The sequence below is a fragment of the Psychroserpens sp. BH13MA-6 genome (assembly GCF_052983595.1).
On sequence record NZ_JBRJGE010000006.1, the window covers coordinates 94,040 to 117,113 of the forward strand.

Here is a 23,074-nt window from a genome sequence, read left to right on the forward strand (position 1 = left end):
AACTAGGTATGTCCACAACTAAATCTATCGCCAAACTTATGAGAATTCGGATTTTGGCAGTTATTTTTCTCGCAATGTTATGGAGTGGTTTGATGCACGGCCAAAATCTTATTTTTGACCATTATGGATTAAATGAAGGACTACCACAAGAAACTATTCATTGTATTACAAAAGATAAGAACGGTTTTATTTGGTTGGGAACTTCTGATGGTGTGGTGAGATATGACGGTCACGACTTTTCGGTACCTTTGATAGATCCTGAGAGTGATATTGACATTTCAGGTTATCGGATTGGAGCCATTCAAGCAAAAGACGACAATATTTATATTGGCACAGGTCAAAACGGACTCCTTGTTTACAATACTACTTATGAGACCATTTCTGAAATGGGTATAAGTGATGCCAATTGTAACAGGCTTCTGAGTTATAAAAACTTACTGATCGCCTCTTATTACAATAAAGGGATTTTCATTAAAGATGAGTTCAATTATTCGTATGATGATTATCTTTCTGATTACCCTCTCAAAATTACCGGAATTACTGCGTTAAACGATGAGCTCGTTGTTGGCACAGAAGATGGCTTCGTCTACTCGGCCAACCTCGAACAGACTATCGATTCTGAAATGACCTTGAACTATCAACGCATTGCCGAATTTGATGCTCCTATAAATAACTTGACTACCATTGGCAACACCTTGTGGGTTTGTACGTCGACCGGTCTTTTTACTCGAGAAGCGGGAGACGCCAACTTCAATGCTGTTGAGATTGTCAATAATCAAGGTGCCGTAGTTTATGATATCAACGATATTGTAGCATATCACGGTCTTTTTTATTTAGGGACGGCTAATTCTGGATTGATTGTCGCAGCGTACGAGGACAATCAATTCAAAATTAAGGAGCAATTCGTAGCTGACAAAAAATATGACACCAATACGGTCAACTCTAATGGCATCAATGATTTATTCCAAGATGACAACCTACTATTTATTGGCAATATCAATCTTGATATTACCAGCCTAAATATCAAGGACGTATTTGAACAACCAACGGACAAATACAATTTAGATAATCCCTCTGTTTTTGCCGTTATAGATACTGAGGATTATTTATTTATCGGCACATCAAGCGGACTTATTATTTCAGATAACCAAAACCCAAATAGCTACAAACTATTTCCTGAGCATAACCGCATACGAGGTTTTGCAAAAGATGCTGATCACAATATTTGGTTCGTATCAAATAAAGGCGCCTATGTTATTCCGTTGAAAGATCTCAATCTTTTGCAACCAAATTTCATAGAAATAACTGTCTCTAACAAAAACAAGTGGGCTTTACCAGACGACAATTTGAGAAGTGTTTATCAAGATCGTGACAACCAGATCTGGATTGTTAGCTTTAATTCAGGCTTTTCAAAATTTGTTGGAGATTTGCCTTCCTTAGATCTGAAGTTTGAAAATTATAGTTCAGAGGTGTTTCCGTCGCTATTCACATTATCAATGGTTCAAGACGAAAACAAAAATTATTGGATGACCACTCAAAAAGGATTGAGTCAATTCAAAATAAAAAATAATCAATTTGAACTCATCAAAAACTACAGTGAAGCCGATGGCTTATCTACAAAAGGGGTGTTGAGTGCATTTATTGATAGTTCAGAACAATTATGGGTGGCCTCACGAAAGGGAATAAACAAATACCTTCCAGAGACAGACAGTTTCAAAAGCTACGGGAAGCGCGACGGATTGAGTAACACTTTTGTTTATAACATTAATGAAGATGATTTGGGTTATTTATGGCTCACTACAAATGGTGGTCTTTTCAGATTTGACGTTTCAAATGAAGAATTTACAAATTACAATATCAAAGATGGCATCCAAAGTACCGAATTTAATTTAGGTGCCATCTTTAAAAATAAAGCCAATGGTAAGCTTTACGCGGGTGGCATAGAAGGTTTAAACATATTTGATCCTTCGCGCATTAGTGAGTTAGACCAAGAAGGGCAATTAACGTTTACCGATCTTAAAATAAAGGATCAACATGTAATACCGAGTGCATCCAGTTCCATAGAACAAAGCATTGTCAATTCAAATAGGATTCATTTAGATCATGACGATTTTCCAACGAGTTTAAATTTCTCTTCATTAGCCTTCAGACCCAATCGGAACATCCAATACGTTTATAAATTGTTACCCGACGATCAAGATTGGAACGCACTAGAGGACAAAAACAGCCTCCAATTGTTAAATCTATCTCCAAAAACCTATACCTTACAGATTCAAGGAAAATCAAGAAACAGCTTATGGACAAAGCCTCCTTTGGAAATTAAAATACATGTGTCTCCACCTTGGTATCGAAGTACTTTGGCTTATATTCTCTACCTAGCCACTTTCCTAGGAATTGTAGTTGCCTTTTATCAAATGAGTTTACAACGCCAAATTGCAGGGCAAGAGTCCAAACGATTGAAAGATTTAGATGATTTAAAATCACGATTTATTACAAATATCACGCACGAATTCAGAACACCTCTAACGGTTATTCTTGGTTACATTGCCAATCTTAAATCGCAATTTTCAAAAAGTGACGATGTTAAGAAATCCTTGGTCACTATTGAACAAAATAGTAACAATTTACTTCAATTGGTCAACCAGATGTTAGATCTAGCCAAATTGGAGCAAGGAAAATTAACTTTAAACTACACTCAAAGTGATATTATTACTTATGTGAAATACATCACCAATAGCTTTTCTAGTATCGCGGAAGAAAAAGTAATTACGCTGAAGTTTGAGTCTGAATTGGAATCCCTTATGATGGATTTTGACACCGAAAAAATGCGTCAAATATTGACAAATCTGATATCAAATGCCTTAAAATTCTCCCCTCAAAACACAACAATCACTGTATCTGTTAGACAACAAGACAGGTATATAAATATTTCTGTTATTGATAAAGGCTTAGGTATTGCTCCAGATCAATTACCTCATATTTTTGACCGATTTTACCAAGTAGAAAATCACGAACATAAAATTTCACAAGGAACGGGAATCGGGTTGTCCTTGACCAAGGAATTGATCCAACTCATGGATGGTGACATCCAGGTGACCTCCGAAATTAATAAAGGCGCCAATTTTACCGTTATTTTACCCATACAAAATACCGCTGAGAAAGGAGCACTCAGTTTTCAAACGACCTCACCATCTATTGGAGACACTTATGTCCCACTTATTGAAGATGTCATAGCTACAGATGATATGAATACGGTTCTTATTGTAGAAGACAATCATGATATGGCAAGATATATCGCTTCCTGTCTACAAACGCATTATAAAATTACCTATGCCAGAAACGGACAAGAGGGTTTTAACAAAGCGCAAAGTGATATACCAGATATCATCATTACAGATGTGATGATGCCAATTATGGATGGTTATGAGCTTACAAAAGAACTGCAATCCCACATGGTCACTAACCATATTCCAATTGTGATGCTCACGTCAAAAGCCGTGCAAGAAGATAAGTTAGAAGGCATTTCCAGTGGTGCAGATGCCTATGTAACAAAGCCATTCCAGAAGGAAGAACTACTGCTTCGTATGAAGATGCTGATAGCCAAAAGAAAACAATTGCAAGCACGTTACTCGGCACATTCAATTCTTGAGCAAACAAAGCATAAAGCAACGTCTGATGATAAAAATATTGTCTTTTTAAACGCTGTTGTAGATACCATAAATAACCATATTGAAGATTCAAACTTTGGCCCAACAGAATTAGCAAAATCATTGACTATGAGTGATTCGCAACTCTACAGAAAACTTAAAGCCATTTCAAATACCAGTACAGCTCTATTTATCCGGAAAGTGAGACTGGAAAAAGCTAAGGATATGCTCAATACTACAGATTTATCGATTTCTGAAATTGCTTATGCCACAGGATTCAATGATCCAAATTGGTTTTCCAAAACTTTTAAAGAGGCATTTAAGCAGAGTCCATCAGAATTTCGTAATTAACTTATTTTCAACATATTGCAATTGTTTTGAATACATAATCCTTGTCAATTTGCTTCAATTTGACGAAATACTCCTTGCTTTTGAAAAAATAATCAAGACGATTTTTAGGGTAAGATGATAGTTTTGAGACGCTATTAATTGTAAACCTTATCAAGATGAAAACCTCTACGCTTTTGGTATCGCTTTTAATCATCAATTCGAGTTTTCTGGCAGGTCATGTGTCTATTCAACTTTTTGGAAATATCAACCCATTTATACTTGGTGGTAGTGAAATCTGTCTTGGCCTCTTGTACTATGCTAATAAAATAATTAGAGATGTTAGAAACGCTTTTGATGTAGACGTTAAACTCTAACATAGCACAACTATAATACCCTACTATTATGAAAACAATTGCTACGATAATTTTAATGTTTTTGTCATGTTATGCTTATGCACAAGTTGGTGTTGGCAATACAGACCCAAAAGCAAGTTTAGATATTTCGGCTTCCAATACAACAACACCAACTAATGAAGATGGTATCCTCATCCCAAGAGTTGACAATTTCCCTGTTTCAAATCCTGGAGCAGACCAAGATGGTATGTTGGTATTTGCCACAGGCAATGGCGCTCCATCAAAAGGGTTTTATTATTGGGATAATGTAACATCATCATGGGTAAGCGTACAAGGAAATGAAGATAGAGACTGGCTGAAAACTGGAACCTCTGGACCTGCAAATAATATTACCGATAATATTTATACTCTTGGTCAAGTTCAAATTGGAAGTGCTAATGTTGTTAATACCTCCAATCTTAAAATAACAAGTGATTTAACTTCTAACTTTTCAGGTCTTCAGCTTTTACATTCAGGAAGTGATTCTGGAGAAATAGGCTATGGAATTTATAACCAATCTACTATAACAGATGCTATTCGTTTTACAAACTTTTATAATGCTAATAGTGGCACTCATAATAGCACACATTACGGTTTTGAAAATTTCTTCATTAATAATGGTTCAGGAGAAAAAGTAGGTTTATACAATGAGTTTGATTTAAGCGCACCTAACGGTAATAAAAAAGGAGTTTTTAATAGGTTTGAAGGTGGTAATAATGAGATCTTTGGTATAGATAATAGTATGCCTGGTGCTTGGACTGTTGTTGGTAATATTTATGGCATAAATAACAATATAAGATCTGGTGGAAATGGTCAACACTATGGTGTAAAAACAGAACTTGCAGGTTTAGGATCAGGCAGTAAATTTGGATATTTTGTCGATATAAGCAGTACTGCTGGAGGAACTCATTACGGGATATACAGTGATGTAAGAAACACATCAGGATATGCCGCTTATTTCAGAGGTCGAGTGTCTTTTGGAAGCAATGGTATTAATCGATATTTCATGCCAACGCAAGACGGAACAACAAATCAGCTAATCACTACAGATGGTTTCGGCCATCTCAACTTTGTAGATGCTTCAAGTGTTTTTACAGATACAGATAACCAAAACTTAACCACTGCGACATTAACAGGCACAACCCTAAACTTAGGCATTCAAAATGGTACAGGAACTTCAGTAAATTTAGCGAGTTTAACCGACGATAACGACTGGGTAACTGTAGGAGCCAATATTGAAAGACAAAGTGGCGATGTTTACATTGGAGATACCAACACCACTAATAATTCACTGTATGTAAGTGGAAGTATTATAGACTGGGATAATACTATCTATAATATAGATTTAAATGCCACAAGTAATCTGGCACGTTTAGAACTTGATTCTGGTATTTCCTCACTTCCAGCTTTGACCATTGGTGATAATAATACCGGATTCTATTCTATATCACCAGGGGAAATAGCACATTCGGGGAATGGTACATTAACATTTAATATTTTTTCAGATGGTGAAATCACTTTTAGAGGAAGTAGTCCTAGCTTATATGATTTCAGTAGTTATAACGTCTATGAAAATGCTGGTGTTTTAATGGGAACATCCAACTCCAATTCTCCACTCCTTTATGGTTTTATTCAAAATGATGCTAACGATGATATAGCCGAATTTGAGGTGTTATCAGGAAATTCCGGTTTTAGTCATTCAGCTGTTTATGCTCATAACAATATTGGTAGTAATGAAGTTCGATTAGCATATAATACTTCAGGTGCCAATTATGCCGTTCATGCTATATCACCATCAAACTATGCTGGATACTTCAGAGGAACAGTTCAGTTGGGCACAAGCACAACGAACAGATACAACATGCCGCCTAGCGATGGCACTGCAGGGCAAGTGATGACAACCGATGGTGCTGGAAATGTAACGTTTCAAAATGCTAACTCAGATGTTGATTTTTATGAATTAGGAACCTCAACACCACCTAATAATATTAATGATGACAAAGCAACCTTAGGTACTATTACTATTGGAGGAAATGCCGCTCCAACAGCCACATTAAATGTTCTGGATACTGATGGCCCTTATACAGCTGGAATTCGTTCCTATAGAACGTTCTCAAATAATACTTCAATTACCCGTCGTGGTTTGACTAGTTTTTTAGAAAGTGCTGCCTCTAATAATGATTATTTAGTAGGATACTACAGTCAACTTGCTGGTACTATGGGTCCTTTTAGTTATAATTATGCAGCATTAAACGATGGCAGTGTAAATACTTTTAACGTCCATTACAATGGCAATTATTTTAACACTTCTGGAACAGGGAATTTATTTGGAACTAATGTGAACTTTTTTTCTGGAGTAACTAATACAGGATATAAATATGGGCATAGAGCTTTTATTGATTCAAGTATTCCTGGGGTTCATTTTGGTCTGGTGTCCGATGTTCAAAAAGCAAACAGTTTTTCTGGTATGTTTATTGGGAGGGTTTCTATTGGAAACGACCCAACCGCAAACAGATATATACTTCCAACAGTAGATGGTACTTCAGGCCAAGTAATGACCACAGATGGTGCTGGGAATGTGACCTTTCAAAATCCAACAGCAAACACTGACGACCAACAAATAGATAATTTCAGTTTTAATAGCTCAACAAACATTTTAACTCTTGAAATGGAAGCTGATGGTCAAGCACCTCAAACTGTAGATTTGTCAAGTCTCAACCCTTCAAAATCAATTGCGAGAATTTATATGAGTGTTGCCCAGACTGAAACAGGTGGTGGTGTTGCTAAAGTGAACTTTGATACCGTAGATTTTGACGTTAATAATGATTTTAACACTACAACTGATGTGTTTGAAGTACCTGTAACAGGGTTATATCGTGTTACCGCACAAATTACATTAGCATCAAATACAGGAACCGGTGTTTTTGGTGTGCGCGTTCGAGTTAATGGTTCACAAGAACGACGTTCTGAGTATAATCATCACGGCAATGGCGAACTTGTAAGACAAGTGACTTCAATATTAAACCTTACGGCTGGTCAGACCTTAGATGTTTCTTTTTTAAGACCTGCTATTGGTGCAACTATTGATCAAAATGCAAGAGCCACTTTTTTCGAAATAGAACAATTAAATTAAAAATCAATAACCATGAAACGACACCAGTTTTTAAAATCCCTTGGAGGACTAGGATTATTCACCATGTTACCGAGCTTGTCTTTTGCAAGTCTGCAATCGAAACTTTCTACCTTTAAAAAATCGAAGATTATCAAGCAGCAGGAAGGGAAACAATTAAATGTTTTAGGTGATCAGCAAACTGTGAAGCTCACGGGTGAGGATACGAATAATCAATATACCATGATTGAACAAAATAACCCACCAGGCACTAAAATTCCATTGCATATGCACACCAATGAAGACGAAGTCTTTAAGGTCTTGGAAGGCAGTATTCGATTTACAGTAGGTGAAAAAACCCATGATTTAACCGAAGGTGATACCATTTTTTTACCAAGAGAAATTCCACATTGCTTTGAGGTCACTGGTCAAACCAATGCCAAAACGGTCTTGAGTATTTTTCCTTCCGGACTGGAACATATGTTTACCGAATTAGACAAATTACCACAAGGTCCGCCAGACCTAAAACAAGTGTCCGAAATCTGCGGTCGCTATGGCATCTCATTTATCGTATAGTTAGATTTAGTAATCGCTATGTTTTGAGTAGAAAAGTCGTTTGTAGGGAGCGGCTTTTCTTTTTTATTGAATTTTTAAAATTGCTTTGTTTCTTTTCAAAGCTTAAGTTCCGTAGCTTTGAGTTTCTTACAAATTCAATCCAATGTCAGATCAAAAACCCCTTTTTTTGGTCGATGCCTATGCGCTAATTTTTAGAGGGTATACGCCTTCATTAAAAATCTGAGAATCAACTACAAAGGGGAATCTTCTTAATTAATTCAAGCTTGTTCAACAGCTTCAATAGTGGCTCCGATATTTTTTTTGACCCTATAACCAGCCTCTAAAGCTAAAATCAAGTCTTGTTTGTATCGCTTTTGAAGTCAGGAGACATCATTCGTTTAACTAAAGTCTCTACGCCACCATGAATGGTATTTGAATAATTTTTCATTTGTTTTTACTTTACTTTGGAAAATTACAACTTGCATTTTAATGCTCCAATTAACTTTTGTAGTTTTATGATTATTTGATTTACGTGAAAAAATTAAATTTTCTTCTTTTTATTTTACTATTACAATTGCCCCTTCTAAGTAGCAGTCAAAGTCTTGAAAGGCATAAAACAAAGGATAGCTTACTAAACGTGTTAGAACGAACAGATTCTTTACCTCTCAAAGCTGCTATTCACTTCAAGCTTTATGGCTTGAATAGACGTCACAATCCAGACTCTTCACTATACCATCTTTTCGAAAATTTAAAAATAAATATCAAACTAAAAGACAGCGCAAAAATATGTCTGACCAATTCTCAAATTGGTTGGTGTTACATTGAGGAAAAAGAAGAGCCAAATAGTGCCAAACCTTATTTGGAAACAGCTCTAAAATTAGGATTAATCTTAAAAGACACAGTTAGAATTGGTTCAGCATATACGTTTTTAGGTTTCATGAACCAACGTAAAGGGTATTACCGCACTGCATTGGACAATTATTTTAAATCACTAGATTATAAAATACCATTAAACAATCCGATGAGATTAGGGTTTACTTACAATCTAATTGGTAAAACACTTGAGTTACAAGGACAATTAGAAAAAAGTTTAGAATTTCATTTTAAAGCTCTAAACGAAAGAGAAAAGGAAAAAAAATATGGAGATATTGGACATTCTTACCAAAATATTGCTTCAGTTTACTATAAACTAAAGCAATACGGCAAATCACTTGAGTATTATGATAAAGCATTAAAAATTAGATTAAATCAAGAGGTGTTACACCATCACTTGTCTGATTGTTACAACGGCATTGCACAAAATTATATAGTGATGGATAGTTTAGATAAAGCCGAAAAGCTACTCTTTAAAGCTGTAAAACATGCCGATTCTATCAAAAGGTATTATCACAAAGCCAATGCTCTAAACAACTTGGCAATAATAAGTCAGAAAAAAAACAACAATAATGAGGCAACCACTTATGCATTACAAGCACTGGAGTACTCAACACAAAGTGCTCACAGGGATTTACAACGAGATAGTTATAAAATACTATCTGATTTGGCCTCACAAAAGGATAATTTTAGTGATGCCTTTGCCTACTTCCAAAAATATACAGCTCTTAAAGACAGTATTATTAACCAAGAAACCTTAACATCTATTGCTGAATTGGAGGGTATTTACAACACCCAAAAAAAAGAGCAGGAAATACAAAGCTTAAAACAAGAGCAAGAAATCATCTTGCAGCAGGAACGGTTTAAAACACTACTTATATACGCTATTGTCTTTGGAGCTTTATTGCTAATTTCTTTGCTTACTATAATTTATAAGAGACGGCGATTAGCACTAAAGCAAAAACTGAAATTAAAAGAGAAAGAAAACCAAATAACGGCTCTTGATCTTAAAAACAAAGAAATAAAACTACAACATTTTGAAGAAGAATTAAAAGAGTACACCCAATTGCTTATTACAAAAAATGCTAAAATCTCTCAACTACAAAGTAACCTTGAACAAGCTTCAAAAACAACGCCTTCAAATAATGATAATCTGAGTAAGCTTTACAGTAGCACGATTCTAACACAAGATGATTGGGACACGTTTAAAAATCTTTTTGAACAGGCATACCCAGACTTCATAAATAAATTAGAAACTCAATATTCTAATCTATCTTCTGGTGATTTAAGAATAGCAACACTGCTAAAACTTAATTTATCCAATACCGAAATTGCTTCTGTACTTGGAATTTCTAGTGAAAGTGTTAGAAAAAACATTTACAGACTGCGTTCCAAACTAAAATTAAACAGCAATAAAATCCTAAAAAAATTATTACTTAAACTATAATTGTCCCGCATTTGAGTTTTTAAAATCCTTTTTAAATAGGCAGTCATGTCTTTTTTGTCCCGTTTTTGTCCTGTGGTATTTTTTCTAAAAGGTCTCACATGTATTAGATTTATATTCCATAAATCTATGAGCCATGAAACAAAAATTCATTTTAGCCTCAATAGGCATCTTATTAAGCTTTAGCCTTAATGCCCAAGTAGGTATAGGAAATACTAATCCGCAAGCACAGTTAGATATTTCTGCTTCCAATGTTACAACACCAAGTAACACCGATGGTATCTTAATCCCAAGAATGGATGTTTTCCCAGCAGCAAACCCAACTGCCGCACAAGATGGTATGCTTATTTTTATAACAGGTAACAGTACGCCAAACAAAGGGTTTTATTATTGGGACAACGCTTCTACATCTTGGGTTAACATAAAAGGCATAGAAAAAATAGATGATCTATTGGATGGCAAAAGTGATAGTGATGGTACTCAAGATGGTTCTTCTATTTTTTTAGGTGTTAATGCTGGTGCGAATGATGATAGTACAGACAATAAAAATATAGGTATTGGCTACAATGCTCTTGCTTTAAACTCCATAAGTGAAAACAACACAATAATAGGTTATAATAGCGCATCATCTATGACAGGACCAAATAATGTATTTATAGGTACTGAAGCTGGTTGGTATCCTATTGGACATTACTCTACTGGAAATATACTTATAGGTTATAGGGCTGGATACAACATTGGAAACTTACAAAACAAATTATACATTGAAAATTCATCAAATATAAGTCCTTTGGTTTATGGTGAATTTGATAATGACATTTTGCGAATTAATGGTGAATTCCAAATAGGAAGTCCTACAACTACAGGTTATGCTTTTCCATTAACAGATGGCGCGTCAGGTCAAGTTATGACAACAGATGGTGCTGGGAATGTAAGCTTTCAGGATGCAGCTTCAAACAATGATGCAGATTGGTATCAAGCCGGAACCACAAATGTGCCAATAAATAATAGTGATGATATCTTTACTGAAGGAAATGTAGGTATAGGAGTTAATAACCCAGATGTTTCTCTTGATATAAGTGGTCAAGGTGAAATAATAAATACCTCTGGTGATTATACCTTAATTGTACAAAACGATTCAGATTACGAAGATGGCTCAGCTATTTTAGCAGAAAGCTTATCAACTTATAACCTCCGAACTCATTCAGCCATATCTTCCTCCAATGCTTTAACCAACTTTTCTGTAGATGTAAATAAATTTAATAACGTCTCAGGACTAAAAACAGGTGTACATATATTATCAAATAATATTAACTCTAACGATATTGGCTTTTTAGCTGAATTGAATAATTTTAATACTGGATTTGCTACTTTTCACCAAGTGATTGGATCTCTTTCAGATATAACTTATAACGTAAGCAATGCAAATGTTTATGGTTTTAGAGCATTAATAAGTGGTTCAGGAACTTCAGCAAAATATGGTTTGAGCAGCTATATCTCACCTACTTCTGGAGGTGTTCATTATGGTGTGAGGTCAGAGGCTTTGGGAACAAACAGTTACTCAGGCTATTTTTTAGGAGATGTATACGTTGGAACCGATAGTAGCAATGGATATATATTTCCTTCGACTGATGGCTCAGCCAATCAAGTTCTACAAACCGATGGTAATGGTGCATTGTCTTGGAGTACTTTATCGTCGCCAACTATTACAGGAACCACCAATTATATTCCAAAATTCACAGGAACAACTGCTTTGGGTAACTCCCAAATTTATGACTCAGGAACTAACGTTGGTATTGGCACTACAACACCATCAGAAAAATTATCAGTTAATGGCTTGGCTAACCTAAACGAAGGTATTGCTTCTGGCATTGCATTAAAAGTAAATGGCAGTGAAGCTTTATGGTATAATGGTAGTATTTTTAGTTGGGGATTTGGAGGTGCAAGCAACTTGTTTGTAGATAAAGTGGGTATTGGTGCAGGCACAGGTACATCTGCTTATAAACTTGAAGTAAGAGATACGCAAGCTTCAGATTATATTGCCTATGTGAACAACCAATCAACCAATGCATCGGCAGATGGTTTAAGGATTGAATTAGCCTATGCTACACCAGGTGTGAATAATTATTTCATAGGCTTTTACGGGAATGGTTCTCTCAGAGGAAGAATATCGGGTAATACTACCTCTACAGGAACAAATTTTTACACTACCTCTGATGGCAGACTCAAGGAAAATATTGTTGACATTTCCAATGCCTTGACAATTATTAAAACCATTAAACCAAGAGAATACAATTACCTTTCCAAAAAACAGGTAAAAGAGTATGGATTTATCGCACAAGAACTACAAAACGTTTATCCACAGGCAGTGAGTGGTTCTCCAGATTCAGATTTAGAAACGGATCCGATGATGGTAGATTATTCAAAATTAACCCCTTTATTAACAGCGGGTTTAAAAGAGTTAAATAAAAAAGTTGAACAATTAGAAGAAGAAAACAAAACACTCAAATCTCAATTAGAAAAATACAAAGAGTTAGAAGCAAGACTTTCAGCCGTGGAAGCTAACGCAAAAACCAATAATTAATTGCTAGCAATAACTTTTCTCATGAAAACATCTTGACATTATATGTTTGGGTGTTTTTTAATACCCTAAGATTTTAGAATCCTTTTTAACTTTCGTAGTTTTATAGACTTCTTAAAATGTAAAGGAATGTCAGATCAAAAACGACTTTTTTTAGTCGATGCCTATGCGCTAATTTTTAGAGGGTATTACGCCTTCATTAAAAATCCGAGAATCAACTCCAAAGGTGAAGATACTTCAGCCATCATGGGTTTTATGAACTCGTTACTAGATGTTATAAAACGCGAACGCCCTGACCATTTAGCGGTTTGTTTTGATAAAGGTGGCAGTACCGATCGCATCGAAATGTATGAAGAATACAAGGCTAACCGTGATGAAACACCTGAAGGGATCAGAACCGCTATACCTCATATTTGTAATATCTTGGAAGCGATGCATATTCCAATTATGGTTAAGGAAGGGTTTGAAGCGGATGATGTGATTGGCACTTTGTCACGTCAAGCTGAAAAGGAAGGCTACAAAACCTATATGGTCACTCCAGATAAAGATTTTGCGCAACTGGTCACAGAAAACATCTTTATGTACCGTCCAGTTTTTGGAGGTGGATATGAAACTTGGGGCATTCCTGAGGTGCAAAAAAAGTTTGAAGTTGAGAATCCGATGCAGGTGATTGACTTTTTAGGAATGATGGGTGATTCCAGTGATAACATTCCTGGTTTACCAGGCGTTGGAGAAAAAACTGCTAAAAAATTCATTAAACAATTTGGCAGCATGGAAGGTCTTTTAGCGAATACAGATCAGTTGAAAGGTAAAATGAAAGAAAAAGTGGAAGCCAATGGAGAACTTGGGCTATTATCCAAAAAGTTAGCGACTATCATGTTGGATGTACCTGTCACCTTTCATGCGGAAGACTTCGAGATGTCGCATCCAGATATAGAAAAAGTGAAGGCTATTTTTCAAGAACTAGAATTTAGAAGACTTACAGATAACTTTGTTAAAACATTTGCAGCAGAGTCAACCTCAGATGCGAAAGTTACCACAGATACAAAACCATCAAACAATTCACCTAAAGCCACATCAAAACCTCAAAAATCAGCAGGTTATGGCCAGTTTTCATTGTTTGGAGGGAATACGCAAGAGGCTTCGGAAACCACTTCAGAATATACGAGAAACACTATAAAGACGACCTCACATTTTTATCAAAGTGTTGCTCCTGGTATGGCGACAACACTTTTCGTAAAGAATTTGATGAATCAAACTTCGGTATGCTTTGATACGGAAACCACTGGACTTAATCCGTTAACAGCAGAATTGGTAGGGATATCATTTTCGTGGGAAGCTGGTAAAGGGTTTTATGTGCCATTTCCAGAGGAAAAAGAGAAAGCACATGAGCTTATTGAAGTACTTAGACCATTTTTTGAAAATGAGGCCATTGAAAAAATCGGACAAAATCTCAAATATGACATCAAAGTCCTAGCGAAATACCATCTTGACGTAAAAGGCAAACTATTTGATACGATGTTAGCGCATTATTTGATCAATCCAGATATGCGTCACAATATGGATGTGTTGGCAGAAACTTATCTTAACTACACGCCCATTTCTATCACTGAATTGATTGGCAAAAAAGGTAAAAATCAATTATCGATGCGTGAAGTTCCTCTTGATAAGCAAACAGAATATGCTGTTGAGGATGCCGATATTACGCTTCAATTAAAAGAACATTTTGAAAAAGAATTAGGTGAAGCGAATACGCAACAATTGTTTGATGATATTGAAATTCCTTTGCTTCGTGTGCTTGCCGCCATGGAATTAGAAGGCATCAACTTGGACAAGAATTTTCTGAATTCTTTATCAGAACAATTAAATAATGACATTGCGACACTAGAAAAAAATATTTATGATGCGGCTGGTGAAGAATTCAACATTGCATCGCCAAAGCAATTAGGAGAGGTTTTGTTTGATAAAATGAAATTGGTCGATAAACCCAAAAAGACGAAAACCGGTCAATACTCTACGGCAGAGGATGTCTTGAGTTATTTAGCAAAAGACCATGCCATTATTCAAGATATTTTAGACTATCGTGGACTTGCAAAATTAAAAAGCACTTACGTCGATGCTCTACCACTTCAAGTAGACGAAACCACAGGACGTGTGCATACCGATTATATGCAAACGGTCGCAGCCACTGGAAGATTAAGTAGTAATAATCCTAACTTACAAAATATTCCTATTCGGACAGAACGCGGAAGACAAGTTCGAAAAGCCTTTGTTCCAAAAAATGAGGACTATACACTTCTCGCTGCCGATTACTCTCAAATTGAATTACGCATTATAGCCGCATTGAGTCAAGAGGAAACGATGATTGAAGCCTTTAAAAATGGTGAAGATATTCACGCCTCAACGGCATCTAAGGTGTTCAATGTTCCTATTTCCGAAGTAACGAGAGAACAACGTAGCAATGCTAAAACGGTCAATTTTGGGATAATTTATGGTGTATCTGCATTCGGGTTGAGTAATCAAACTAATCTATCAAGGAGTGAATCTAAAGAACTCATTGATACCTATTACGCCACGTACCCTAAACTGCGAAGCTATATCCACGAGCAAGTTGATTTTGCCAGAGACAATGGATACGTGCAAACTGTACTTGGTAGAAGACGCTACTTAAAAGATATCAATTCGAGGAATGCTGTGGTAAGAGGTGCTGCAGAACGAAATGCTGTGAATGCGCCTATTCAAGGAAGTGCTGCGGATATTATTAAAATCGCCATGATCCGTATTTACGAGAAGCTTCAAAAAGAAGACTACAAATCTAAAATGCTCTTGCAAGTTCATGATGAATTGGTGTTTGACATCTACAAGCCAGAATTAGAAACGATGAAAGCACTCATCAAATCTGAAATGGAAAATGCTTACAAATTAGAAGTCCCATTAGATGTTGATCTAGATATTGGTGATAACTGGTTGGAGGCGCATTAAATGGTTATGAATTCTCAATTTTGTTAATCTTTTCCATGATAAAGTTAATTGTGGGTGATGAATTACCATATATTCACCACAACTTTTCTTAGGAATAATTTTATCGGTTATATCTAGGAATTTATTAAATTTGTAGTCTATTTAAACCCAAACATGGTTGGTATTGAACTAACTAGATAATAAAAACTCTAATACTTAATCTGCTCAACATGAAATTCAATTCCCTATTTTTAAGTCTTTTTGCGACCCTATCAGTATGCCTTGTGTCTTGTAATGGCGATGATGATAATACCTCATCCGGTTGGGCCTGTGGTGACACCATAACAGATGTGGATGGTCATGTGTACACAACCGTTGCTATTGGAAGTGATTGTTGGATTCAACAAAATCTCAATACGGCAAGTTATAATGATGGCACTGCTATACCTAATGTCACGGATCAAACAGACTGGACCCAACTAGAAACGGGTGCTTGGGCTTATTACGATAATGATGTAGTAACAGGACAACTACATGGCAAACTTTACAACTGGTATGCCATTGAAAATGGTAACTTATGTCCAGAGGGCTGGCATGTACCAACCGCTGGAGAATACAATCAATTAGTAAGTTCATTAGGTGGCTCTGCCATTGCAGGCGAAAAAATGAAAACGACTATGGGTTGGAATAACTCCCCAGACAATGCTACAAATAGCAGTGGTTTATCGGTATTACCTTCAGGAAACAGAGACTATTTTGGTGGTTTCTTAGGATTAGGTGAGAATGTATGGTTCTTTACCGCCTCAGAAGACACGAATGATCCAGAAAGAGCGCTATGGTTAAAAGTGACTAGTGAATCTAACACAGACACTGGTACAGCCTTGAAAAAAGACGGGCTTCCTTGTCGATGTGTCCTTGATTAACTACTTGTAGTTTAGGCTTCATATTGAAACGAAACACTTTTTTATGTGTTTCAGCTAAAACAATCGTTTCATGATACTTAAATTTCGGTCTCATTTTAAACCATCATATCATGATTGCGACCAAAGTTTTAGGAATTACAAGTGCATTAACAAAAAGTAAGAAAGCCAAACTTGCCATACTTGGTTTAGAAATGGCTGTATTAGTTTATGCTATTGCCAAACAAAAAGCTCAAAATAAAGCGCCGAAACGACTTCAATCTTAAAAATCAAATTTGTTCCAGCTAAATACGTAGCAATACTGACTTTTCTTATTGCAAGAAGCTTATGATTAGCTTCAATACGGACGTCAAATATTGAATTTGAGGAATCTCTTCAGTAAAAAAACCATTTTTTTCAATAGATGCTTAAATATTGCCCATTTAGGATTTGGTAATCAAATATATAATCGTAAATTTGCAAACTCTTTTTGAGAGAGGAATGTTTAATAACAAAATCAATAAGTGTGGACACATTAAGCTACAAAACGATTTCAGCAAACAAAGCTACCGTTAATAAGGAGTGGGTTTTGGTTGATGCTGAAAATCAAACGCTAGGTCGTTTAGCTTCTAAAGTAGCAATACTTTTAAGAGGTAAACACAAACCTAACTTCACACCACATGTTGACTGTGGAGATAACGTTATTGTTATCAATGCAGAAAAAATCAACTTATCAGGAAACAAGTGGAATGACAAAACGTACATTCGTCACACAGGTTATCCAGGTGGTCAAAGAAGTTTATCTGCGAATGAATTGTTTGGAAAAAATCCAGCAAGAATCGTAGAAAAATCAGTTAAAGGAATGTTACCTAAAAACAAATTAGGTGCCGATTTATTCCGTAATCTAACCGTTGTTGCAGGTTCTGAGCACAAACATGAGGCTCAAAAACCTAAAGCAATTAACTTAAACGAATTCAATTAATGGAAGTAATTCACAAAATCGGCCGTAGAAAGACGGCTGTTGCTCGTGTGTACGTTGCCGAAGGAAAAGGTAACATCACGGTGAACAAAAAAGACATGGCGGTTTATTTTCCTACTGCAACATTGCAGTACAAAGTAAACCAACCTTTAGCCATGACTAACAATGATGGCAACTTTGATATTACAGTAAACGTTTTTGGTGGAGGCATTACAGGCCAAGCCGAAGCGATCCGTTTAGCATTATCTCGTGCAATGTGCGAGCTTGATGCAGAAAACAGATTAATATTAAAGCCAGAAGGATTATTAACAAGAGACCCAAGAATGGTTGAGCGTAAAAAATTCGGACAGAAGAAAGCGCGTAAGAAATTCCAGTTCTCTAAACGTTAAGATTATTCTGAAGGTGATTCAGGATCTCTATTTAAGAATCCTGAATCCCATTCAATTTTTAACATCAAAATCGCTGATATTTCAGCAAATTAAAAACCAGTTATTGTTGTCCATGATACCTTCGTATCAGGATTTAGTTTAGCATCTAAATGGTTAAGGCGAGCGAAAGCAACCACTTAATCATTGCTAATTCAACAGAACGTAAACTATTACAAAATGGAAAAAGTAGAAGTAAAAGACTTACTTGAAGCAGGTGTACACTTTGGTCACTTGACTAGAAAATGGGATCCAAACATGGCTCCTTACATTTATATGGAACGTAACGGTATCCATATTATCAACCTTTACAAAACAGCAGCAAAAATTCAAGAAACTGGAGATGCACTTCACAAGATTGCAGCCTCTGGAAAGAAAATTTTATTTGTAGCTACCAAGAAACAAGCAAAAGATATTGTTGCTGAAAAAGCAGGTGCTGTAAACATGCCTTACATCACAGAAAGATGGCCTGGTGGCATGTTGACTAACTTCGTAACTATCAGAAAAGCCGTTAAGAAAATGGCGATGATTGATCGTATGAAGAAAGATGGAACATTCAATTCTTTATCTAAGAAAGAACGTTTACAAGTAGATCGTCAGAGAGCAAAATTAGAAAAGAACTTAGGTTCTATTTCAGATATGACACGTTTACCTGGCGCTTTATTCGTTGTTGATATCAAGCGAGAGCACATCGCTATCAAAGAAGCACAAAAATTAAACATTCCAATCTTTGCAATGGTAGATACGAATTCTGATCCACGTGAAGTTGATTACTTAATTCCTGCGAATGATGATGCCTCAAAGTCTATTGATAAAATCTTATCTGTTGTAACATCTGCTGTTGCTGATGGATTAGCAGAAAGAAAATCAGACAAGGCTGATAAGGATGCAAAAAGCGCAAAATCTCCAGCAGCTAAAAAAGAAGTAAAAGAAAAAGCAGCAGCAAAAGTTGCCGCTAACGAAGAAGAATAAATTAACATTTACACAATATAGATGAGTCGTTTAATTGCTTTCTTCGCGAAATATAAATTAAACGACTTTTTTAAATTTTAAAACATATTTAAATCATGGTTAAAGTAACAGCCGCAGAAGTAAATAAATTAAGACAAGCCACAGGTGCAGGAATGATGGACTGCAAGAAAGCTTTAGTTGAAGCTGAAGGAGATTTCGACAAAGCTATCGAAGTGCTTCGAAAAAAAGGTCAAAAAGTTGCAGAAAAAAGAGCCGACAGAGATTCTTCTGAAGGTGCTGCAATTGCTAAAATAAATGATGATAACACATCTGGTGTTGCTATCGTTTTAGGTTGCGAAACTGATTTCGTTGGAAAAAACGAAAACTTCGTTGCATTGGCTAACGAATTGGCAGAAGTTGCCTTAAATTGTAATACAAAAGAAGCATTTTTAGAGGCTGATTTTGGAGGTATGACCGTTGCTGAAAAATTAACAGAGCAAACGGGTGTTATCGGTGAAAAACTAGACATCACTGCCTTTGAAAAATTAGACGCACCTTACGTTGGACAATATGTTCACATCAATAAAATTGCTGCTTTAGTTGGACTTTCTGCTCAAGTAGACAATGCTGAGACTTTGGTAAAAGACTTGGCGATGCAAGTAGCTTCTATGGGAGCAACTACGCTATCTTATAAAGATTTTGATCCAGCATATATCGCTTCAGAAACAGAAGCTAGAATTGCAGTCATTGAAAAAGACAATGAAGAATTGGCACGTTTAGGTAAAACATTGAAAAATGTACCTAAATACATTTCAATGGCTCAACTAACGCCAGAGGTTTTGGCTCAAGCGGAAGCTGATGCAAAAGCTGAATTACAAGCAGAAGGAAAACCTGAACAAATTTGGGATAGAATTCTTCCTGGAAAAATGGAGCGTTTCATTTCAGATAATACCTCTTTAGACCAAGAACAATGTTTATTGGATCAAAAATTTATCAAAGATGAGAAGAAAACCGTTGCAGAATACGTAAAAACATTTGGTGATGTTGAAGTGACCGGATTTAAACGTGCGACAGTAGGGTAATTCTCTATTGAAATCATTACAAAAAAACCTCTCATCACTTTGAGAGGTTTTTTTATATCCAATTTCTACTTTTGTAAATTACAATAATCATTATATTTGCTAAACTTTCAAAAGAACTGATGAAGTACAAAAGAATCCTACTGAAATTATCTGGTGAAGCTCTGATGGGTTCTCGTCAATATGGAATTGACCCTGAACGCCTTTCAGAATATGCCAAAGACATTAAAGAAATTACTGATTTAGGTGTTGAAGTAGCCATCGTTATTGGAGGTGGCAACATTTTTAGAGGTGTCGCTGGAGCTATGAATGGTATGGATCGTGTACAAGGTGATCATATGGGCATGTTAGCAACCGTTATTAATGGTTTGGCATTACAAAACGCCTTGGAAGATGCTGGTGTAAAAACCCGATTACAAACGGCAATCAAGATTAATGAGGTCGCTGAACCTTTTATCAGACGTAAGGCCATGAGTCATTTGAGTAAAGGTCGTGTCGTTATTTTTGGAGGTGGTACTGGAAACCCTTATTTTACGACAGATTCTGCTGCAGTCCTAAGGGCTATCGAAATTGAAGCGGATGTGATTTTAAAAGGAACGCGAGTTGATGGCATATATACAGCAGACCCAGAAAAAGATTTAAACGCTGTAAAATTTGATCATATCACGTTTGATGATGTCCTAAGAAAAGGACTCAAGGTTATGGACACCACAGCATTTACATTAAGTCAAGAAAACAAACTTCCGATAATTGTTTTCGATATGAACAAAAAAGGAAACCTTCTTAAAGTCGTATCAGGAGAAAATATCGGGACTAAAGTCAATTTATAACTTTGGCTTATTTTTTGGTAAGCTTTTTACGAATTAAAGTTTTAAAACAATGAACGAAGACATAAAATTTATATTAGACTCTACAAAGGAAGCTATGGATGCTGCCCTTAAGCATCTTGAAAAACAATTTGTAAATATCAGAGCTGGAAAAGCAAGTCCTGCCATGTTAGGTAGTGTCATGGTTGATTATTACGGTACTCAAACACCTTTAAACCAAGTAGCTAATGTCAATACACCCGACGGTCGTACAATCACCGTACAACCTTGGGAAAAGAATATGTTACAAGAAATTGAACGCGGTATTATGGTGGCGAATTTAGGTTTTAACCCTATGAACAATGGCGAAACCATTATTATCAACGTTCCACCATTAACTGAGGAACGTAGACGAGACCTTTCGAAACAAGCTAAATCTGAAGCAGAAGATGCCAAAATTGGCGTGCGTAATGCCCGAAAAGATGCCAACCATGAGATCAAGAATTTAGAGGACGTTTCAGAAGACCTACAAAAAAATGCTGAAATCGACGTACAACAAATGACCGATAAGTACGTTAAAAAAATTGACGACATTTATGAAGTCAAAGAAAATGAAATCATGACTGTATAAACCTCAAAAAGCGACGACCTTAAAGTCGCTTTTTTTTATTAATCCATTTGACGCAATCACGACATGCACAAGTTCACTTGCCTAGTCTTTCTTACTCTGTTTTCTTGTGCTATGTTTTCTCAAACACCGAAAACTGAACAAGACAGTTTGACGGTTGAAAATGATTCTATAGGTAAATCTGAATATCTTAAACAGCTGGGTAATGGCTATTTTCCAACGAAATTTTTAGATATTGACTTACGGTATCTTGTCAAATTTAATCAGTACGAAGGCTTTAGAACCGGATTAGGTGGCGTTACTAATGATGCCTTTTCAAAGCGATACCGCATTAACAGTTATGTTGTTTATGGGTTTAAGGACCATCGTTTTAAATACAAAATAGGCGGTGGCTTCAGAGTGAGTGCGTCTTCAGACACTTGGATCAATCTTTCCTATACCGATGATTTGCAAGAAACGGGAAGCTCTACCTTTTTAACAGACAAGCGCTTTTTTTCCTTTTTTGAACCTAGATTATTGAACATTGACTTGTTTCATAAACATATTACTAAGGACATTTCTATTGAACACAAATTTTCAAATCATCTCCTATCTGAAACTCAATTCGCCGTAAGCAAAATAGCACCAACCTATAATTACGCTTACAGAATTGATGATATGTCTTACAGAAGTTTTGACATAAGTACGACAAAATTTTCGTTGCAATGGAGTCCGTTTAATGAATTCGAACTTAAAGAAGGGGAACTTGAACAGACGAAAAATGGTTTTCCAAAATTCACCTTACAGTTCACTCAGAGTTTCAGAAACGTCCTCAATGGTGATTTTAGTTTTTTTAAAACAGATTTTAGAACCATTCATCGATTTGTTTTTAATGATGATGTTTTTACCGAAGCCACTTTAACTTCTGGATTTGCTATTGGTGACACACCACTCACACATCTATATCACGCTTATCCCAACAATATTACGAAAGAAACAGTCCTTCAGCGTTTTTCTGTAGCAGGTATCAACAGTTTCGAAACGATGTATTTCAATGAGTTTTTTTCAGACCAATTCACGACTTTACAATTAAAGCATTTCGTAAAACCCTTTAAAATTACAGAACGTTACAGGCCTCAATTAGTCCTTATTTCTAGATTTGCTATCGGTGATATGAACCATATCGATCGCCATGAAAATATTTCATTTGGCACCTTATCCAAAGGCTACTCTGAAGCAGGTTTTGAGCTCAATAAATTATTGTTTGGTTTCGGTTTGAGTTTTGCCTATCGCTATGGCGCTTATCACTTACCAGAATTTACTGATAATTTAGCTGCAAAATTTACATTTAATGTCAATTTAGAGTAGTATAATATCTCGTTAAAAGTGTGACTTATCCCTAGGTTTTTTCTAACTTTGCGCTTCTTTTACAAATC

General features: G+C 35.9%; 16 protein-coding genes. All 16 read left to right on the forward strand.

Translation table 11 applies throughout. The features are described 5' to 3' along the window. Positions 1-8: 8 nt before the first annotated feature. The 16 genes from ACU8DI_RS12645 (at position 9) to ACU8DI_RS12720 (ending at position 23,006) form a co-directional block, all read left to right on the forward strand. Complete coding sequence (locus tag ACU8DI_RS12645) at positions 9-3,998, forward strand: ATP-binding protein (protein ID WP_447113147.1); 3,990 nt, start codon at positions 9-11, stop codon at positions 3,996-3,998. A 155-nt stretch (positions 3,999-4,153) separates the two neighbouring features. Beyond that, positions 4,154-4,351, forward strand: a complete 198-nt coding sequence (locus ACU8DI_RS12650) for a hypothetical protein (protein WP_447113148.1) — start codon at positions 4,154-4,156, stop codon at positions 4,349-4,351. Positions 4,352-4,379: 28 nt separating this feature from the next. Next, the gene (locus ACU8DI_RS12655; RefSeq protein ID WP_447113149.1) at positions 4,380-7,502 is read left to right on the forward strand and encodes a hypothetical protein; all 3,123 of its coding nucleotides are present in this window, start codon (positions 4,380-4,382) and stop codon (positions 7,500-7,502) included. Positions 7,503-7,514: 12 nt separating this feature from the next. Further along, a complete protein-coding gene (locus ACU8DI_RS12660) occupies positions 7,515-8,054 on the forward strand; it encodes a cupin domain-containing protein (protein WP_447113150.1) in 540 nt (179 codons plus the stop codon). Between the two features lie 511 nt (positions 8,055-8,565). Next, positions 8,566-10,353, forward strand: coding sequence for a tetratricopeptide repeat protein (locus ACU8DI_RS12665; protein ID WP_447113151.1), 1,788 nt, complete (start codon positions 8,566-8,568; stop codon positions 10,351-10,353). A 133-nt stretch (positions 10,354-10,486) separates the two neighbouring features. Further along, positions 10,487-12,934 (forward strand): tail fiber domain-containing protein, encoded by a 2,448-nt coding sequence (locus ACU8DI_RS12670; protein WP_447113152.1) that lies wholly within the window; start codon positions 10,487-10,489, stop codon positions 12,932-12,934. A gap of 126 nt (positions 12,935-13,060) precedes the next feature. Continuing rightward, positions 13,061-15,913 (forward strand): DNA polymerase I, encoded by a 2,853-nt coding sequence (gene polA, locus ACU8DI_RS12675; RefSeq protein WP_447113153.1) that lies wholly within the window; start codon positions 13,061-13,063, stop codon positions 15,911-15,913. 209 nt (positions 15,914-16,122) lie between these two features. Next, complete coding sequence (locus ACU8DI_RS12680; protein ID WP_447113154.1) at positions 16,123-16,815, forward strand: FISUMP domain-containing protein; 693 nt, start codon at positions 16,123-16,125, stop codon at positions 16,813-16,815. Positions 16,816-16,925: 110 nt separating this feature from the next. Next, positions 16,926-17,078: a hypothetical protein gene (locus tag ACU8DI_RS12685; protein WP_447113155.1), complete on the forward strand. Its 153-nt coding sequence runs from the start codon at positions 16,926-16,928 to the stop codon at positions 17,076-17,078. 239 nt (positions 17,079-17,317) lie between these two features. Continuing rightward, positions 17,318-17,773: a 50S ribosomal protein L13 gene (gene rplM / locus ACU8DI_RS12690; protein ID WP_447113156.1), complete on the forward strand. Its 456-nt coding sequence runs from the start codon at positions 17,318-17,320 to the stop codon at positions 17,771-17,773. Next, entirely contained in the window at positions 17,773-18,159 is a 387-nt protein-coding gene (rpsI, locus tag ACU8DI_RS12695; protein WP_447113157.1) for a 30S ribosomal protein S9, read from the forward strand. Before rplM ends, rpsI begins: the two co-directional genes overlap by 1 nt. Before the next feature lie 216 nt (positions 18,160-18,375). Further along, positions 18,376-19,167: a 30S ribosomal protein S2 gene (rpsB, locus tag ACU8DI_RS12700; RefSeq protein ID WP_447113158.1), complete on the forward strand. Its 792-nt coding sequence runs from the start codon at positions 18,376-18,378 to the stop codon at positions 19,165-19,167. Positions 19,168-19,262: 95 nt separating this feature from the next. Further along, on the forward strand, positions 19,263-20,228 hold the full coding sequence (gene tsf, locus ACU8DI_RS12705) for a translation elongation factor Ts (RefSeq protein WP_447113159.1): 966 nt from the start codon (positions 19,263-19,265) through the stop codon (positions 20,226-20,228). A gap of 119 nt (positions 20,229-20,347) precedes the next feature. Next, positions 20,348-21,055, forward strand: a complete 708-nt coding sequence (gene pyrH, locus ACU8DI_RS12710) for a UMP kinase (RefSeq protein WP_447113160.1) — start codon at positions 20,348-20,350, stop codon at positions 21,053-21,055. A gap of 49 nt (positions 21,056-21,104) precedes the next feature. Continuing rightward, on the forward strand, positions 21,105-21,662 hold the full coding sequence (frr, locus tag ACU8DI_RS12715) for a ribosome recycling factor (RefSeq protein WP_447113161.1): 558 nt from the start codon (positions 21,105-21,107) through the stop codon (positions 21,660-21,662). 111 nt (positions 21,663-21,773) lie between these two features. Further along, positions 21,774-23,006, forward strand: coding sequence for a hypothetical protein (locus tag ACU8DI_RS12720; protein WP_447113162.1), 1,233 nt, complete (start codon positions 21,774-21,776; stop codon positions 23,004-23,006). Positions 23,007-23,074: the final 68 nt, after the last annotated feature.

Excerpts from the sequence above, each read along its gene's own strand:
- ACU8DI_RS12645 (WP_447113147.1), top strand. The coding sequence starts at position 9 with ATGTCCACAACTAAATCTATCGCCAAACTTATGAGAATTCGGATTTTG.
- ACU8DI_RS12650 (WP_447113148.1), top strand. The coding sequence starts at position 4,154 with ATGAAAACCTCTACGCTTTTGGTATCGCTTTTAATCATCAATTCGAGT.
- ACU8DI_RS12655 (WP_447113149.1), top strand. The coding sequence starts at position 4,380 with ATGAAAACAATTGCTACGATAATTTTAATGTTTTTGTCATGTTATGCT.
- ACU8DI_RS12660 (WP_447113150.1), top strand. The coding sequence starts at position 7,515 with ATGAAACGACACCAGTTTTTAAAATCCCTTGGAGGACTAGGATTATTC.
- ACU8DI_RS12670 (WP_447113152.1), top strand. The coding sequence starts at position 10,487 with ATGAAACAAAAATTCATTTTAGCCTCAATAGGCATCTTATTAAGCTTT.
- polA (WP_447113153.1), top strand. The coding sequence starts at position 13,061 with ATGTCAGATCAAAAACGACTTTTTTTAGTCGATGCCTATGCGCTAATT.
- ACU8DI_RS12680 (WP_447113154.1), top strand. The coding sequence starts at position 16,123 with ATGAAATTCAATTCCCTATTTTTAAGTCTTTTTGCGACCCTATCAGTA.
- ACU8DI_RS12685 (WP_447113155.1), top strand. The coding sequence starts at position 16,926 with ATGATTGCGACCAAAGTTTTAGGAATTACAAGTGCATTAACAAAAAGT.
- rpsI (WP_447113157.1), top strand. The coding sequence starts at position 17,773 with ATGGAAGTAATTCACAAAATCGGCCGTAGAAAGACGGCTGTTGCTCGT.
- rpsB (WP_447113158.1), top strand. The coding sequence starts at position 18,376 with ATGGAAAAAGTAGAAGTAAAAGACTTACTTGAAGCAGGTGTACACTTT.
- tsf (WP_447113159.1), top strand. The coding sequence starts at position 19,263 with ATGGTTAAAGTAACAGCCGCAGAAGTAAATAAATTAAGACAAGCCACA.
- pyrH (WP_447113160.1), top strand. The coding sequence starts at position 20,348 with ATGAAGTACAAAAGAATCCTACTGAAATTATCTGGTGAAGCTCTGATG.
- frr (WP_447113161.1), top strand. The coding sequence starts at position 21,105 with ATGAACGAAGACATAAAATTTATATTAGACTCTACAAAGGAAGCTATG.
- ACU8DI_RS12720 (WP_447113162.1), top strand. The coding sequence starts at position 21,774 with ATGTTTTCTCAAACACCGAAAACTGAACAAGACAGTTTGACGGTTGAA.